Origin of the sequence: Paenibacillus gyeongsangnamensis, assembly GCF_027533625.1 — a bacterium.
GTDB lineage: Bacteria > Bacillota > Bacilli > Paenibacillales > NBRC-103111 > Paenibacillus_G > Paenibacillus_G gyeongsangnamensis.
This window is the reverse complement of record NZ_JAQAGZ010000040.1, coordinates 18,413-34,338: the sequence shown is the minus strand read 5'-3', so window position 1 is coordinate 34,338 and position 15,926 is coordinate 18,413. Positions and strand designations below refer to the sequence as shown.

15 protein-coding genes and 2 pseudogenes are annotated in these 15,926 nt (G+C 57.7%); 10 read left to right on the top strand and 7 right to left on the bottom strand.

What is annotated here, in order from left to right; all coding sequences use genetic code 11:
- Positions 1-222: 222 nt before the first annotated feature.
- Positions 223-744 carry a hypothetical protein gene (locus O9H85_RS35330; RefSeq protein WP_269886047.1) on the top strand — a complete coding sequence of 174 codons (522 nt, stop codon included), beginning with the start codon at positions 223-225 and terminating at the stop codon, positions 742-744.
- 207 nt (positions 745-951) lie between these two features.
- The gene (locus tag O9H85_RS35325) at positions 952-2,169 is read left to right on the top strand and encodes a HEAT repeat domain-containing protein (RefSeq protein ID WP_269886046.1); all 1,218 of its coding nucleotides are present in this window, start codon (positions 952-954) and stop codon (positions 2,167-2,169) included.
- 124 nt (positions 2,170-2,293) lie between these two features.
- Here the strand turns inward: O9H85_RS35325 and gerQ are convergent, their stop codons facing one another.
- The 7 genes and pseudogenes from gerQ to urtA all read right to left on the bottom strand — a co-directional run bounded on the left by gerQ (position 2,294) and on the right by urtA (position 8,757).
- Positions 2,294-2,707 (bottom strand): spore coat protein GerQ, encoded by a 414-nt coding sequence (gene gerQ / locus O9H85_RS35320; protein WP_269886045.1) that lies wholly within the window; start codon positions 2,705-2,707, stop codon positions 2,294-2,296.
- A 357-nt stretch (positions 2,708-3,064) separates the two neighbouring features.
- Complete coding sequence (locus tag O9H85_RS35315; protein WP_269886044.1) at positions 3,065-3,892, bottom strand: aldo/keto reductase; 828 nt, start codon at positions 3,890-3,892, stop codon at positions 3,065-3,067.
- 170 nt (positions 3,893-4,062) lie between these two features.
- Complete coding sequence (urtE, locus tag O9H85_RS35310; protein ID WP_269886043.1) at positions 4,063-4,785, bottom strand: urea ABC transporter ATP-binding subunit UrtE; 723 nt, start codon at positions 4,783-4,785, stop codon at positions 4,063-4,065.
- Positions 4,778-5,533: an urea ABC transporter ATP-binding protein UrtD gene (gene urtD / locus O9H85_RS35305; RefSeq protein ID WP_269886048.1), complete on the bottom strand. Its 756-nt coding sequence runs from the start codon at positions 5,531-5,533 to the stop codon at positions 4,778-4,780. Before urtD ends, urtE begins: the two co-directional genes overlap by 8 nt.
- Positions 5,534-5,581: 48 nt before the next feature.
- Positions 5,582-6,696: pseudogene (gene urtC / locus O9H85_RS35300) on the bottom strand (urea ABC transporter permease subunit UrtC).
- 24 nt (positions 6,697-6,720) lie between these two features.
- Positions 6,721-7,596 carry an urea ABC transporter permease subunit UrtB gene (gene urtB / locus O9H85_RS35295; protein WP_269886042.1) on the bottom strand — a complete coding sequence of 292 codons (876 nt, stop codon included), beginning with the start codon at positions 7,594-7,596 and terminating at the stop codon, positions 6,721-6,723.
- A gap of 85 nt (positions 7,597-7,681) precedes the next feature.
- Positions 7,682-8,757, bottom strand: a pseudogene (gene urtA, locus O9H85_RS35290) (urea ABC transporter substrate-binding protein).
- Positions 8,758-9,283: 526 nt separating this feature from the next.
- On the opposite strand from urtA, the gene O9H85_RS35285 reads away from it, so the two are divergent.
- The 8 genes from O9H85_RS35285 (at position 9,284) to O9H85_RS35250 (ending at position 15,905) form a co-directional block, all read left to right on the top strand.
- Entirely contained in the window at positions 9,284-9,589 is a 306-nt protein-coding gene (locus O9H85_RS35285) for an urease subunit gamma (protein WP_269886041.1), read from the top strand.
- Positions 9,590-9,639: 50 nt separating this feature from the next.
- Entirely contained in the window at positions 9,640-10,005 is a 366-nt protein-coding gene (locus O9H85_RS35280; RefSeq protein WP_269886040.1) for an urease subunit beta, read from the top strand.
- Positions 10,006-11,742 (top strand): urease subunit alpha, encoded by a 1,737-nt coding sequence (gene ureC, locus O9H85_RS35275; RefSeq protein ID WP_269886039.1) that lies wholly within the window; start codon positions 10,006-10,008, stop codon positions 11,740-11,742.
- A 29-nt stretch (positions 11,743-11,771) separates the two neighbouring features.
- On the top strand, positions 11,772-12,473 hold the full coding sequence (locus tag O9H85_RS35270) for an urease accessory protein UreF (RefSeq protein WP_269886038.1): 702 nt from the start codon (positions 11,772-11,774) through the stop codon (positions 12,471-12,473).
- A gap of 45 nt (positions 12,474-12,518) precedes the next feature.
- On the top strand, positions 12,519-13,181 hold the full coding sequence (ureG, locus tag O9H85_RS35265; RefSeq protein ID WP_269886037.1) for an urease accessory protein UreG: 663 nt from the start codon (positions 12,519-12,521) through the stop codon (positions 13,179-13,181).
- Between the two features lie 13 nt (positions 13,182-13,194).
- The gene (locus O9H85_RS35260; RefSeq protein WP_269886036.1) at positions 13,195-14,022 is read left to right on the top strand and encodes an urease accessory protein UreD; all 828 of its coding nucleotides are present in this window, start codon (positions 13,195-13,197) and stop codon (positions 14,020-14,022) included.
- A 265-nt stretch (positions 14,023-14,287) separates the two neighbouring features.
- A complete protein-coding gene (gene cyoE / locus O9H85_RS35255) occupies positions 14,288-15,226 on the top strand; it encodes a heme o synthase (protein WP_269886035.1) in 939 nt (312 codons plus the stop codon).
- 73 nt (positions 15,227-15,299) lie between these two features.
- Positions 15,300-15,905 (top strand): SCO family protein, encoded by a 606-nt coding sequence (locus O9H85_RS35250; RefSeq protein ID WP_269886034.1) that lies wholly within the window; start codon positions 15,300-15,302, stop codon positions 15,903-15,905.
- Positions 15,906-15,926 lie beyond the last annotated feature (21 nt).

The window sequence follows — 15,926 nt, the reverse complement described above, 5'->3', positions numbered from 1 at the left end:
AGCACCTATTGGCATTTTCCCAAAGACATCACAAGATCGTAAACACCTTTTAAAAGATTTTTTTCGTCCCGGAGGGACGACTCCCGCGCCTTCGCTTGGGCTACGTCCTCAACCGGATAAATAAATCAAAATTCATTTTTCAAAGAACAAAAATTAAATAAGAGCAATTTCCAATTCATTAAAGAATCGGTAACTGCTCTTAGCATACAAGGAGGAAGGGCTATGCCGATTGCGATCCTTAGCATGGTTGCCGGACTTGTCCTTCTTGTCGCTCTCGTCACCTTTAATGTAAAATGGTTCTCCGGCAGAGCTCCAGTCAAGCGGAGCGAGAGGCAGTATCCGGTGAGTCCGGCTCAGGAGGACAAGCAGCCTTCGCAGCCGCAGCCTTTCGAACGCCCGGCAGCGGAGCCGGCGAGCGGAGACGCGGCCCCGGCCGCGGACGCGAAGAGGCAGCCGGAGGAAGAGGCTTCCGTATCGCCGGTGATTGAGCTGTATCCGTACGCTTCCGCCGAACCGGGTGAAGATGATCCGGAGCGGGGAAACGAGGGAGCGGAACGCGAGGCGGAGGAAGCCGTCCCGATGGGGGATGAGGCTTACCGCCGGGCGCTGCTTCAATTCAAAGAGCAGCCCCTCCCGGACGCGCCGACGGAAGCCGGACTTCGGGGAAGCGCAGAGAAGTCTGTGCTGAAGGACGAGGATTTCCGTTCGGTGCTGCGTGCGATGCAGCGAAGAAAGGACCGGTAGCTTAGCGGAAGAAACGGAAGGATAAGTGCCTGAAGCCCGCTGATAAGGTTTCACCACTTTCTGGGCAAGCTCAGCCTGAAGCCGACATAGGGCTTCAGGCTTTTATTAAGTTTCCCGGGGATTTGCATCATGCAGAAATTAAGGTTTTTCATGGGAGCTTGGGTAGGGTATACTGTACATATTATACGCGTGGGGGATGAGCAAACCATGAGTCAACCAGAGTTCGGTCCGATGGGCCGGCATTATTTACAATCCGATTCCTACGGCGCGGCGGCGTTTTGCTTCTATCGCGCGGTTCTTGAGGATTCAAACAACAGCAATGCCTGGAACGGGCTCGTCCTGGCGATGAGCTTGATGCGAAGAGAATACGACGCCCAGACCGTGCTTGCCCGGTTCGCGCTGCAGGCGCAGCTGCCCTACGATAAAGACATGGTCACGTTCGCCATGATGATGTACCAGCAAAGCCCGATCGCTCTCTCGGAGTGGGTGCGCGCCATGTCCAAGCGCTTCGGTGTCGGAGCGCAGGAGAAGTCTGCGTTTGCGGAGATGGCCGACGAATTGGAAACCGCATACAACGAGATGGCCGCAAGGCAGGGCGTAGAGGCGCTGAAGGAGCAAGGCATGCTGAATCTGGAGGAGTTCGCCGGCCGGCGCATGGAGCTGGACTGGCTGCTTTCCGAATCGGTTGACGATATTTACCGCCAGATCGGCGCATGGCTGGAGCATCCGGACACGGTGCTGAACGCGATCCGTATGCTCTGTATGCTGCCGGATAACCGGAGCGAGAAGCTGCTCCGCCGAGCGTGCCGCAACGAGCAGCTGGACGGGAAGGTCCGAACGCATGCCCTGCTGGCCCTGCGTTGGCTCGGCGTTCGCGGCAATGCCCGCATTCACAAGATGGGCGAATCGTTCGTCATTAATCTGGACGACCCGCAGCCGGAGCTGACCATATCGGTACCGGCCTCCTATAAGCCTGCGCTGGACCGCATGAAGCTACGGATGGCCCAGGCCCAAGGGCTCGTATCGGCCGAGGAGTACGAGGCATTCGCTTCGACGGACGAGCCGGAGCTGCCGGAAGCGCTGGCGGAGAAAGTGAATGAAGCCGAAATTCCAGGCCTGTACCAGGAAGTGGTGCATGCGCTGATCCGGGCGGCTTACGATCAGTATTATCCGCTCGTACCGACGATCAAAGGCACGAGGGACTGGAGCGCGGCGTTTCTGATGCTGATGAAGGATTACGTTACGGGCATCGGTGATCCGTGGAATTACGGTGAGCTTGAACAAATCGAGATGGCGGTGCGTCACCGCAATTGGCTGCTCAGCGCAAGTCCCGATTTCTATGAGAGCATCGAGACGATCCGGCAAATGCGCGCGCGGCATGCAGGAACGCAGGAGCCTCAACCGGAGCAATCTGTACAGGAATAAAAGGCAAGAGCGCAAAAAGACCGGACAACTCCGGTCTTTTTGCGTTGATAAGAATTTATAAGTTTTTCGTGGGCTTATAGCTTCGCATCAACCTTGATAAGCCAGAATTTATTCTCCCGCAGCCTCAGCGGGTAGGCATTGCGTACGGATACGAATATTTCAGCTCTTCGTCGAAGGTGATGTAGTCCAGGTTCACCATCAGCAGCAGAAAGCGCATGCCGGTGGTCGGATCGCTGATGATGATGTGGTCGCGTCCTGCGGCTTCCAGACGGCCTTTGAAGATTTTGGCGTTCCACTGGGTGTTGTTCTCGTAAGTCATATAGAGCGTCGCCATCTTGCCCAGGTTCAGGCGAAGAATGTTCTCGATGTACGACTGCTCCAAAGGCATTTGACCGGGAGCGCCGAACGGTGCGCCGGCTGGTGCGCCGGCTGGTCCGCCGGATATCGGGGAGACGGGCTGCCCCACGGCTGTTGTCGTGTAACCTCCTTGCGTCGGCGGGTAGCCGTACGCACGGCTTTGATACGGATGGGTATACATGATTATCTTCCTCCTTAAGATCGTTCCGAGCTGCTTGAAGCTCGACTTAATAAGTATGGAATGCGAGTCGCAAGTGCCGGGGGCGCAGCGCCAGGGGAGCGGTTCGCTTCCCGGTTCACCCTTGCTCCTTGCTGGGCTAAAGCACACAATCATACTATGGAATAGGCAAATGTTTGGTGACAAAAAAACGGGCGGCTTTGGGGCAAAAAGCTTGCGCTTTGTATGAACACCGGTGAACCTGCGGGCTAAACCCTTCCGGTCGCTGCCCGAAAACCTAAGGCATGGCGCAAAAACAGCCCCCAAGACGGTATGAGGGGAAAGAAAAAACACCGCCCTCGAGGGAGCGGTGTTAATGTACTAAAAGTTGAAGTTGTCGGGGTCGGGGCCGAAGCGCTTGTTTTGATTGAGACCGTCGATCCGGGTCATATCTTCATCCGATAGGGCGAAGTCGAAGATGCCGGCGTTCTCCTCAATTCGATGCTTCGTCACCGATTTCGGGATCGTAACTACGCCGTGCTGCAAATCCCAGCGAAGAACGATCTGCGCCGGGCTCTTTCCGTACTTCTCCGCCAGCTCGCTCAGGAGCGGAAGATCCAGATTCCCCTGCATCAGCGGGCTCCACGCCTCTAGCTGGATGTTATGCAGTCTGCAGTAGGCGCGCAGCTCCGTTTGCTGAAGCAGCGGGTGGAATTCCACCTGATTGACCGCCGGCACGACGCCGCTGTCCTCCAGGTCCTGCAGATGATGCGGCTGGAAATTGCTGACGCCGATCGCGCGGACTAGCCCTTCCTTTTGCAAATGAATGAGCGCCTTCCAAGTCTCCTTGTATTTGCCCTTCACCGGCCAATGGATGAGGTACAAATCCACCGTTTCGAGCTGCAGCTTGCGACGGCTCTCTTCGAATGCCTTGAGCGTCGATTCGTAGCCTTGATCGGCATTCCATACCTTCGTCGTGACGAAGAGAAGGTCGCGCGGTACGCTGCTGGCGGCGATCGCCTTGCCTACGCCTTCCTCGTTGTTGTAGGCTGATGCGGTGTCGATGGAACGGTATCCCGCATTCAGCGCGGAGGCGACCGCCTGCTCGGCTTCGCCGGGAGAGGCTTTCCAAACCCCGAGACCAAGCCATGGCATCTTGACATCCTGGTTTAAGAGCGCGAAATCTCCGATCTGCTGATTCGTCGTCATTGGGGTAATTCCCTCCTCGGGTAAAAGGTTGGACTTCCACTGCTAATGATAGCACAAACGAAAAGCTCCCCCAAATGCCAGGGCTGCACCTCTCCCGGCGCGGCCCTGGACTCGTGGAAATCGGATAGATTAACGTTACCCCGAAAGCGGCTTGGTTAAACATGGGAAAGCTACACCGCCAGATGCTTACGCACCTGCTCTTCGCTTAATGCGGACGACCCGCCCTCGGCTACGATCGTACCTTTATCCAGCACATAATAGTAATCCGCGATGCCGGTGGCGAACGTCAGGCTCTGCTCGACCAGCAACACGGCCATGGATCTCTCGGCTTTGATCGATCCGATGACGCGCTCGATCTCCATGACAATGGACGGCTGGATGCCTTCCAACGGCTCATCGAGCAGCAGCAGCCGGGGCCGCGATACGAGCGCCCGGGCGATGGAGAACTGCTGCTGCTGGCCGCCGCTCAGATCGCCGCCCTTACGCAGGCGCATCTCCTTCAGTACCGGAAACTGCTCGTAGACGAAGTCCGGGATGCCGGCCTTGCGCAGCTTCGCGTCCGCCGCTTCCAGCCCCAGCAGCAAATTTTCCTCCACCGTCAGCTGGGGGAAAATATCCCGGCCCTGCGGGACGTAGCCGATGCCGGCCTTGGCCCTGCGATCCGGGGAGCAGGACGTCACGTCCGCCCCTCCGTACCGGATCGTTCCGCGCCGTGGCTTAAGGAGGCCCATAACCGTCTTCATCAAGGTCGTCTTGCCTACGCCGTTGCGTCCCATGAGGCAGACGACCTGCCCGGGCCCAACCTTCAGCGTAACCTGCCGCAAGATCATGCTTTCTCCGTAGCCCGACTCCACGTCCTTCAGCTCAAGCCCCTCCGCCACGCTCTCAGTCATGGCGCTCCACCCGCCTTCCGAGGTATACTTCGGCGACCCTCTCGTCCCTTTGCACTTCTTGCATCGACCCTTCCCGCAGCACCATGCCCTCGTGCATGACGGTGACCGTCTTCGCGAACCGGCGGACGAATTCCATATCGTGCTCCACGACGACCACGGTTTGCCGATCGCTGATGCGGTGGAGCAGCTCGCCCGTTTTTTCTGTTTCGCTGTCGGTCATGCCGGCCGCCGGCTCGTCAAGGAGCAGCAGTTCCGGCTCATGAATCAGCAGCATGCCGATCTCCAGCCACTGCTTCTCCCCATGGGAGAGGGCCCCGGCCTTCTCCTTCTGCTTGCTCGTCAGGCCGATCATCTCCAAATAATCGTGCAGCTTCGAGCGCTGCTCCGCCGTCGTCTTGGCGACCAACGTACTGAGCAGACCGCGCTGCTGGCGCATCGCCAGCAGCAGGTTCTCCTGAACGGTCAGCGTTACGAAAATGGACGGAGCCTGGAATTTGCGTCCGATGCCCAGCTGCGCGATTTGATGTTCCTGATGGCGGGCGAGGTCGGTGTAGCCCTTGAACAGGACGCGCCCCTTCGACGGCTTCACTTTGCCGCACAGCACGTCAAGCAGGGTCGTCTTCCCGGCGCCGTTCGGCCCGATAAGAAACCGCAGCTCTCCCGGGTGCAGCGTGAAATCCAATCCGCGGATGGCTTTGAATCCGTCAAAATCGACCTCGAGCTGGCGAGCCGAAATGATAGGCTCCATGACTTGCTTGTGCAGCGACGTTTGATGCTGGCTCATGGTTACTCCTCCTTACGGTGTTTTATCCAGCTCGCGGATGGCGAGCGGCGGTGCGGAAGTGGGAAGCGCGGTCGGCGCCTTGGCCGCAGGGAGCCAGCCGGCTCGCTCCGCCCGGTCTCTGACCGTCCCGACGATGCCTTTCGGCAGGAACAGCGTGACGAGAATGAACATCGCGCCGAGAATGATCGGCCACCACTCGGGGTAAGCCTCGCTGAAGGTCGTTTTGGCCGTGTTCGTCAGCACGGCCCCAATGACGGCGCCGAAGATGGTTGCGCGCCCGCCGATCGCGACCCACAGCACGATCTCGATGGAAGGCACGATCCCCATTTGGGCCGGGGAGATGATCCCTTCCTGCAGCACGAACATGACGCCGGCGAAACCCGCCAGCCCCGCGGAGACGCAGTAAATGAACACTTTGTAGGCTACCGGATTGTAGCCGATGAACCGGACGCGGTTCTCCGCATCGCGGATGGCGACGAGAATTTTGCCCAGGCGGCTCGATGGAAGCCATAAGCAGAGCAGGAGGGTACTAAGGCGAGAATGACGGTCGCATAATACAGCGTCAGCTTCGTGGACGGTTCCGCCGGCTTCAGCCCAAGGAACGTATCGAAGTTGGTGAGCCCGTTCGTTCCGCCGGTATAGTCCTGCTGGCCGACGAAGAGGGTAACGGTGATGATGACGAGCGCTTGGGAGAGAATGGAAAAGAAGGAGCCGCGGATCCGGTTCCGGAAGGTCAGATAGCCGAGGATGAAGGCGACGGCCATCGGGACGGACAGCCCAAGAAGCAGAGCGGCGGCAGGGGAGCCGAACGGAGCCCAGAACGCCGGGAGCTTCTCCACGCCGCTCCACGACATGAAGTCGGGCAGTCCGCCGCCGGAAGCGGCCAGCTTCAGATGCATCGCCATGGCATAAGCGCCGAGTCCGAAATAAACGCCGTGGCCGAGGCTCAGAATGCCCGTGTAGCCCCAGATCAAATCCAGTCCCATGGCCAGTATGGCGTAGGCGAGAAACTTGCCGAGTAGCCCGGGGCGGAACTCGGATAAGAACAGCGGCGCGATCAGCATCAACGCCAGCAGAATCAGACTGAGCGCGAGTTTGGCGTTCATGCTGCGGTTGAACAGGGTCATGATGCAGCCTCCTATCGTTAGGGATCAGTCCAGCGTACGTGACGGCTTCCACTGCAGGAAGGCCATAATGAGCGTAAAGACGATGACTTTGCCAAGGGAAGCGCTGGTCGTGTACTCGAAGGCGGTGTTAAAAATGCCAATGCCGAGCGCGCCCGCGACGGTTCCGACGATTTTGCCGATGCCGCCGAGCACGACGACCATGAACGCATCGACGATATAGTACGTGCCGATGGACGGGCCGATCGGTCCGAGCAGCGTGAGCGCGCAGCCGGCAATGCCGGCCATGCCGGAGCCGAAGGCTAAGCCGAGCGCGTCGACGCGGCGCGTCGAAATGCCAAGGCATGCGGCCATGCCGCGGTTCTGCATGACGGCCTGCACCCCGCGGGTGTGATACAGGTACAAATAAATGATGATGATGCAGACGATGACGAGCGCGATGATGAACAGCCTTTTATAAGGCAGCGTCAGGTCTGCGCTCAGCGCGAGACCTCCGTCCAGCCAGGCCGGGGCCGTGACCGCCACGTTCGGAGCTCCGAAGACGCTCCGCGCCAGCTGCTGCAGCACGAGGCTGACGCCCCAGGTGGCCAGCAGGCTGTCGAGCGGGCGACCGTACAAATGCCGGATCAGCGTCGTTTCCAGCAGCCAGCCGATCAGGAAAGCGACGGCGAAGGCCACGAGCAGCGACACGGCGAAATAATAGCCGAAGGTCGACGGAGGCAGAAGCTTTTGAAACAGCTGCTGGATCGTATATGCCATGTAGGCTCCGATCATAATGAATTCGCTGTGCGCCATGTTGATGAGGTTCATCAGCCCGAAGGTAATAGCCAGCCCGAGCGCGATGAGCAGCAGGATGGAGCTGAGCGACAAGCCGTTAAACAATTGAAGCAGTAGCAGGCTCATACAATATCCTCCTTGTTCCCCTTGTCCTGGGATGATTCCCCAAACGGCAAAGGACCGCCTGAAGGCAGCCCCTCGCCGCTATTGTCTATTTCTTATTAACCTCGGCTCCCCAAGGATAAGTTTTCAGGAACGGATCCGGCTTGACGGGCTGCCCGGAGTTCCATACCTCTTTGAACATGCCGTCCGCCTGCACCTCACCGATCCGTACCGTTTTAAAGATATGCTGGTTCTCTCCGTCGATCCTCACCTTGCCCTCCGGAGAGTTCCATTCCAGTCCTTTGGATGCTTCCTTCACTTTATCCACATCGAAGGAGCCTGCCTTCTTGACAGCTTCCGCCCACAGATAGACGCCGGTGTAAGCCGCTTCGATCGGATCGTCTGTTACGCGGTCTTTGCCGTATTTGGCTTTGTAGGCTTCCACGAACTTCTTGTTCTCCGGCGTGTCGGTCGTTTGATAATAGTTCCATGCCGCATAATGTCCTTCCAGAACGGAGGTGCCGATGCCGCGGATTTCCTCTTCGGCGATCGAAACAGATAAGGTCGTCAGGTCCTTGGCGGTAATGCCTGCATCCTTCAGCTGCTTGAAGAAGGCGACGTTGCTGTCTCCGTTCAGCGTGTTGAACACGACGTCCGGCTTGAGCTGCTTGATCTTGGAAATGACCGTATTGTAGTCCGTGTGGCCGAGCGGCGTATACTCTTCGGCGATTAAGGTGCCGCCTTCGGCTTTGAGCTTCTCTTTAATGATCTTGTTGGCGGTTCTCGGGAACACGTAGTCCGAGCCCAGCAGGAAGAACTTCTTCCCCTTGTTCTGGAGCAGCCAGCTGACAGCAGGGACAATCTGTTGGTTCGTGGTCGCTCCTATGTAGAAAATGTTCGGCGAGGCTTCGAGACCTTCGTATTGCACGGGGTAGAAGAAAAGGCCCTTGTTCTGCTCGACGACCGGCAGCACCGCTTTGCGGCTGGCGGAGGTCCATCCGCCGAAGATGACGACGGTTTTATCTTTCTGGAGCAGCTTCTTCGTCTTCTCGGCGAAGGTCGGCCAATCGGATGCGCCGTCCTCCACGATCGGCTTCAGCTGCTTGCCCAGCACCCACCGGCCTTGTTGATTTCGTCGATCGCCATCATTTCCGCGTCTTTGACGGACACCTCGCTGATCGACATCGTACCGGTCAGGGAATGTACGATGCCGACAGGCACGAAATTGTCTCCGCCGTCCTTCAGCGCTTCCACTTTCGTGTCCGTCTTGGCGGACGCCGTAGTGGCTGCGGGCTTCGTCTCCGTGGCGCAGCCGGCCAGTACCGCGGAGAAGCTTAAGCTGACCGCCATGAGTGCGGTGATTCCTCTTCTTCTTGGTTTCATCACTGAACCACTCCCCTAATTTTTGGTAATGGTCCTTTTACAAGCCTTATCATAATTGTAATGTAATTAATATGTCAATATAGTTTACATATATTTTTAGTTATGTTTCGAAACAGGATGAAAAACCTCTTGAATTGTGATGATAAGTACCATATTATCCAGAATATGCTAAGAAATCGGAAATTATGCGGTTATTTATGTTAAGAAAAATAACATTTAATATTTACAGCTATTGGAATCGCGAATATAATAGACATATCAAAGGGCAAATATTCGTGTTTGGAAATTCATTGCGGTTCAGATTCGGATTCAAGCGAGGAGGCGTCCCATGTACTTGACGGAAAGGGAAAAGGAGAAGCTGCTGGTCACCGTAGCCGCCGATTTGGCCAGACGCAGACTGCATCGCGGCGTCAAGCTGAATTATCCGGAGAGTGTGGCGCTCATTACGTCGGAGATCATGGAAGGCGCGCGCGACGGCCTGTCGGTGGCCCAACTGATGCAGTACGGAACTACGGTGCTGAAGAGGGAGCAAGTCATGGAAGGGGTGCCGGAGATGATTCATGAGGTGCAGGTGGAGGCGACGTTCCCGGACGGTACCAAGCTGGTGACGGTTCATCAGCCGATTCGGGCTTAGGGGCGGCCGGGTTTCTCTACTTATCCTACATCTTAAGGGGGCAAGAAAACATGATTCCGGGAGAATATCGCGTAAAGGCCGGTTCCATCGAATACAATGCTGGAAAGGAAAAGGCGGAGCTGATCGTCATTAATCGGGGGGATCGCCCGGTCCAGGTCGGCTCCCATTATCATTTCTTCGAGGTGAACCGCTCGCTTTCGTTCGATCGTTCCGCCGCTTTCGGCATGCGGCTTGATATTCCTGCGGGAACGGCGGTCCGGTTTGAGCCGGGGGAGGAGAAGCCGATCCGGCTCGTGGAGCTGGGCGGGGATAAGCGATCTTACGGCCTGAACCGGTTATCGCTGGGACGGGTGAAGCGGGGCACGGTGCCAGAGCTGGTCCGGATCCGGTTGGCGGAATGGGAGGAGGGCTTTTAATTGGGTCATCAGGATCGTAAGTCGTATGCACTGATGTTCGGACCGACGGCCGGGGATGCGATTCGTCTCGCGGATACTGAGCTGTGGGCCGAAATCGAACGGGACTACACCGTATACGGGGATGAATGCAAATTCGGCGGAGGCAAGGTCATTCGCGACGGCATGGGACAATCCAGCAGGCATACCCGGGACCAAGGGGTTCTGGATACGCTGATTACGAACGCCGTCATTATCGATCATTGGGGTATCGTCAAGGCGGATATCGGCATCAAGGACGGCGTCATTGCCGGTATCGGCAAGGCGGGCAACCCCGATTTGATGGACGGCGTGCAGTCGAATATGATCGTCGGGGCTTCCACCGAGGTCATTGCGGGCGAGGGCAAAATCGTAACCGCAGGCGGTATCGACACGCACATCCATTATATTTGTCCGCAGCAGATCGAGACCGCGCTTTCGTCCGGGGTGACGACGATGATCGGCGGAGGTACGGGACCCGCCGCGGGAACCAGCGCCACGACCTGTACGCCGGGCGCCTGGCACATTCACCGCATGCTGGAAGCCGCCGAGGCGTTTCCCATGAATCTGGGCTTTACCGGCAAAGGCAATGCCTCCTTCCCGGAGCCTCTCGCGGAGCAGGTGGAAGCCGGCGCCATCGGGCTGAAGCTGCATGAGGACTGGGGCACGACGCCGGGGGCGATCGATGTCTGCCTGACCGTTGCGGATCAGTATGGCGTTCAGGTTGCGATCCATACGGATACCTTGAACGAAGCGGGCTTCGTGGAGGATACGATTCGCGCGATCGGCGGGCGCACGATCCATACGTACCATACGGAAGGAGCGGGAGGCGGCCATGCGCCGGACATCATCCGCATCGCCTCCGAGCTGAACGTGCTTCCTTCCTCGACGAATCCGACGCGGCCGTTTACCGTCAATACGGTCGAGGAGCACCTGGATATGCTGATGGTTTGCCATCATCTGGACAGCCGGATTCCCGAGGACGTCGCCTTCGCCGATTCCCGGATCCGTCCGGAGACGATCGCGGCGGAGGATATATTGCACGATATGGGCGTGTTCAGCATGATCAGCTCCGATTCCCAAGCGATGGGAAGGGTGGGCGAGGTCATCGTCCGCACCTGGCAGACCGCCGACAAGATGAAGAAGCAGCGTGGCCGACTGATGGGGCCGGACGAAACGGCGGAGGCGGCCGCCTCCGCGGAAGACGATAATTTCCGCATCAAACGCTATGTGGCGAAGTATACGATCAACCCTGCCATTACGCACGGGATCGGACATCTGGTCGGGTCCGTCGAGACCGGCAAGCTCGCCGATCTCGTTCTCTGGAGCCCGATGTTCTTCGGGGTGAAGCCCGATATGGTGCTGAAGGGCGGCATCATCGCTTACGCTCAAATGGGGGATCCGAACGCGTCCATCCCGACGCCGCAGCCGGTGTTCGGTCGTCCGATGTTCGGCGCGTTCGGCAAGGCGCTGAAACATTGCATCACCTTCGTCTCGCAAGCGGCGTATGACAAAGGCGTGCACCGGGAGCTAGGGCTGCAGAAGCGGATTGAGCCGATCCGGAACTGCCGCGGCGTGACAAAGAAGGAGATGATCCACAACGGGGAAACCCCGGCGATCGAGGTTAATCCGGAAACGTATGAGGTGAAAGTGGACGGCGCGGCGGTCACGTGCGAGCCGGTCGCCGAGCTGCCGATGGCACAGCGTTATTTCCTATTCTAATGAAGAAAAGCGCAGGAGGCGACCGGAGCATGGGCATCACCCTGGGAAAGAATTGGCTGGCCTATTCGCAATTCCTTGATTCGGCGCTGCCGATCGGCGGCTTCTCCCACTCCTTCGGGCTTGAGACGCTCGTTCAGAGCGGAAGAGTCGAGACGCAGGAGGAGCTGAGAAAGTATATCGAGACGATGCTGTTCGGCAGCTGGGCGCCGGTCGACGCGCTGGCCGTCAAGGCCGTATACGCGTATGCCCCGGACGCCCGCTGGGAGGAGCTGTGGCGGGTGGACCGGCTGCAGCACGTGCAGCGGCAGGCTGCGGAAACACGCGACGGCGTGGCCAAAATGGGGCGCCGCCTGCTCCAGCTCGGCCGAGCCGCATACCCTGTGTTGGCTTGGGAGCCGCTCGGTACGGCGCTCGCCGAACAGCGGTGCATCGGAACGCATCCCTTGATTCACGGCTGGCTGAGCCGCGAGCTGGAGGTGCCGCTAGATATGGCGGCGGAAGGATTCTTGTATGCGTGCACCGTCACATGCATCAACAGCGGGCTGCGGCTCATGTCGCTCGGCCAGACGGAGGGCCAGCGTCTGCTGGCCGGGCTGCTGCCGGCCATTCAGGCGGCTTGGCGGGAATGCGCCGCACTCGATCCGCTGGAGGACGGCTACGCCTGCACGCCTTCCGCCGAGATCGCCATGATGCGGCATGAAGGGCTGTATTCGCGATTGTTTATGTCATGAGCAGTCGTACGAAACTGATTTAAATAACTCTGAGGAGGAATTCACATGTGTCAAGGAGGAGCACATCATCATCACCATTGGGAGAAGCCGGAGCACCGGCATCTGGGCAGGCCGCTCAGGATCGGCATCGGCGGGCCGGTAGGCTCGGGCAAAACCGCGCTGGTGGAGCGGCTGGCCCGGCAGCTGAACGATAAGCTGAGCATTGTGGTCATCACCAACGATATTTATACCAAGGAGGACGCCAACATTTTGATCCGTTCCGAGGCGCTGCCTGCGGAACGCATTATCGGCGTGGAGACCGGCGGCTGCCCGCACACGGCGATCCGCGAGGACGCTTCGATGAATTTTGAAGCGATCGAGGAGCTGGAGCGGCGGTTCTCCCATCTGGACATCATTTTCATCGAGAGCGGCGGGGATAATTTGGCAGCGGCGTTCAGCCCCGAGCTGGTGGATCGCTTCATCTATATTATCGACGTGGCGCAAGGGGAGAAGATTCCGCGCAAAGGCGGTCCGGGCATCATCCGCTCCGATATGCTGATCATTAACAAAATCGATCTCGCTCCCCATGTCGGCGCCAGCCTGCAGGTGATGGAGGACGATACGAAAAAAATGCGCGGTGACAAGCCGTTCATCTTCACCAATCTGATGGGCGGCCAAGGACTGGACGATATCGTGAGCTGGGTCAAGCACGAATTCAGCCATGCCTAAGGTGACCGGTTCCGTGTCCGCCGGATTCACCAGAGACGCCGGACGCGGAGTAACCCGGCTGGAGCCGCATTACCAGACGTACCCGCTCAAGATCGCCAAAACCTTCGACTTCGGCGGGCAGCTGGGCGTCTACCTGATGGACGCTTCCCCGGGCATCATCGCCGGAGACCGGTATGAGCTGGATTTCCGATTCGGTGAAGGAACGAAGGTATTCCTTACAAATCAGTCCTATACGAAAGTTCACCCCTCCCGCCGGGTGGAAGGGGAGGAACTTAGGCCCGGCGGTCAGCGGCAGCGGCTGATTCTGGAGAACGGCGCTTACGCGGAAGTGATGCCGGAGCCGCTGATGCTGTATAAGGATGCGCATTTTTCCAGTGAAACCGATATCGGGATGGCGGCGGGCTCTTCTCTGTTTCTGAGCGAAATCGTATGTCCGGGCCGCACGCACCGGGGCGAGCTCTTCCAGTACGACACGTATCGGAACCGGATGGAAGTCACGTATGACGGCGAGCTGATCTTCAGCGCAAGGCAGCGCGTCGTGCCGGGCCGGCGGCGATTTCAAGGGCTCGGCGGCTGGGACCGTTATACGCATCTCGGATCGCTCTATTTGTTCACGGGCCGCCTGACGGCGGAGCATGGAGAGCTGCTGCGCGAGCGGCTGGAGGCTTGGGCTCCCTCGTCTTCCGGGCTGTGGGCCGGCGCGAGCCTCGGCTATAAGCATGCCGTCACGGTCTCGGTTATGGGCGAGCGGGTTTATCAAATCCAGAGGGTGCTGGAGGAAGCTTGGGCGCTTCTTCGCCGGGAGCTCTTCGAACTGGCTCCGCTGGCCGTTCCTAAATAAATGGAAAGACCTGAATCGCCGTCCATTACGGGATTCGGGCTTTTTCGCGTCGTTAGGCAGCTCGAATCTCCACTCTTCCGTGCATATGCTGCCGGATTATTTGCCATATTGGATGTATAGTCATACGGCTGCCTTAACATATCGACAATATTTCGAACACCTGCCTCCGTTTATTGTAAAAAGGCCTGCGGGTTGCTATGATGTAAGAGGATTTGCGGAGCATGCAATTTGGGCTTCGTATTTTTCAATAGAGGGGGTAGCAATATTGAAAGATCAAGCTAGCTTGGAATTGGGCGCAGAATCGGTAGCGGCAGCCGCGGAAACGGCGCAAGCGGAGCCGGTGAGCTGGAAAGATTTTGTCCAGCTGGCCAAGCCAGGCATTATATTCTCGAACCTGATCACGGCGTTCGGCGGCTTTTGGGTCGCATCCAAATGGAACATCGACTGGGCGCTGATGATATACACATTGATCGGCACGGCGCTTGTGATGGGCGGCGGCTGCGTACTTAACAATTATTTGGACCGGGACCTCGACATCAAGATGGCCCGCACCCAAAACCGTCCGACCGCGAGCGGCAAAATATCCGCCCAAACGGTGCTGTGGTACGGGATTACCTTAAGCATAGCCGGTGTGGCGCTGCTCTGGTTCGGAGCGAACAGCATCGCCGCCATGCTCGGATTAATCGGTCTTTTCTTATATGTATGGGTTTATACCGCCTGGTTTAAAAGAACCTCGGTGTGGAATACCTTCGTGGGCAGCTTCTCCGGGGCGATGCCTCCGGTGATCGGCTACTGCGCCGTCCACCCGAACCCGGATACCGGCGCGCTGCTCCTGTTCCTGATCATGTTCCTGTGGCAGCCCCCGCATTTCTGGGCGCTCGCCATTCGCCGGATGGAGGATTACCGCAATGCGGGATATCCGATGCTCCCTGTCGTGAAGGGGACCTACCAAACCAAAATCAGCATGATTCGTTACGTGGTGCTGCTCGTGCCCGTATCGATGCTGCTTTCGGTATACGGCTACGCAGGCCAGATTTATTTTTACGCTTCGGCGGTAATGGGCTTGTACTGGGCATACCTTTGCATCAAAGGCTTCAAGGCGGAGGACGAGGAGCTGTGGGCGAAGAAGACGTTCATCTATTCCATCAATTATTTAACATTGCTATTCATTATTATGGTGATTAACACGCCTCATATCGGATAGACCTTATTGCAGGTAATAGACCCGGAGCCTTCGAGCCTGGGTTATTTTTTTGAATAGAAAAGGATGGATGGACATGGCGCAAAAAAACGGATTTAAGCTGACGGTCATGGTGCTGCTGGTCGCATTAATCGCAATTCTGGCTTACATGCTGCTGAAGGGGCCGAAGCAAACGTACGACGTGATTCAGAAAGCTCCGGATTTCAAGCTGATGAATCTGGACGGAAAAGAAGTCACTCTGGCCGATACGGCCGGGAAAGGGAAGCTGGTTTATTTCTTCTACTCGACCTGTCCGGATGTATGCCCGCCGACCACTTACACATTGTCCAAGATTCAAGATGTGCTCGTCAAGAAAGGCGAATTCGGCACCAAGACGCAAATTCTCTCGATTTCGTTCGACCCGACCAAGGACACGCCGGCGCAGCTGAAGGAGTTCTCGGGACGCTATCATCCGGATTATAAAGGATGGTACTTCCTGCGCGGGGAAGAAGGACCGACCATCGAGCTGGCCAAGAAGTTCGGCGTGCTTATAACGAAAGACCCGCAGGGCACCTTCACTCATATGAACTGGATTTTGCTTGTAGACGGAAAGGGCAATCTGCGCAATTATTATGACGGCAGCGATCCAAATCTGAATGTGGAGAAAATTGCTGACGATATGATTCAGGTGAGCAAGAATTAATCCATAAGACCGGAGGCCGGA

What these genes read in the sequence shown, in the direction of transcription:
- O9H85_RS35330 (WP_269886047.1), top strand. Translation starts at nt 223, where the DNA reads ATGCCGATTGCGATCCTTAGCATGGTTGCCGGACTTGTCCTTCTTGTC.
- O9H85_RS35325 (WP_269886046.1), top strand. Translation starts at nt 952, where the DNA reads ATGAGTCAACCAGAGTTCGGTCCGATGGGCCGGCATTATTTACAATCC.
- gerQ (WP_269886045.1), bottom strand. Translation starts at nt 2,707, where the DNA reads ATGTATACCCATCCGTATCAAAGCCGTGCGTACGGCTACCCGCCGACG.
- O9H85_RS35315 (WP_269886044.1), bottom strand. Translation starts at nt 3,892, where the DNA reads ATGACGACGAATCAGCAGATCGGAGATTTCGCGCTCTTAAACCAGGAT.
- urtE (WP_269886043.1), bottom strand. Translation starts at nt 4,785, where the DNA reads ATGACTGAGAGCGTGGCGGAGGGGCTTGAGCTGAAGGACGTGGAGTCG.
- urtD (WP_269886048.1), bottom strand. Translation starts at nt 5,533, where the DNA reads ATGGAGCCTATCATTTCGGCTCGCCAGCTCGAGGTCGATTTTGACGGA.
- urtB (WP_269886042.1), bottom strand. Translation starts at nt 7,596, where the DNA reads ATGAGCCTGCTACTGCTTCAATTGTTTAACGGCTTGTCGCTCAGCTCC.
- O9H85_RS35285 (WP_269886041.1), top strand. Translation starts at nt 9,284, where the DNA reads ATGTACTTGACGGAAAGGGAAAAGGAGAAGCTGCTGGTCACCGTAGCC.
- O9H85_RS35280 (WP_269886040.1), top strand. Translation starts at nt 9,640, where the DNA reads ATGATTCCGGGAGAATATCGCGTAAAGGCCGGTTCCATCGAATACAAT.
- O9H85_RS35270 (WP_269886038.1), top strand. Translation starts at nt 11,772, where the DNA reads ATGGGCATCACCCTGGGAAAGAATTGGCTGGCCTATTCGCAATTCCTT.
- ureG (WP_269886037.1), top strand. Translation starts at nt 12,519, where the DNA reads ATGTGTCAAGGAGGAGCACATCATCATCACCATTGGGAGAAGCCGGAG.
- O9H85_RS35250 (WP_269886034.1), top strand. Translation starts at nt 15,300, where the DNA reads ATGGCGCAAAAAAACGGATTTAAGCTGACGGTCATGGTGCTGCTGGTC.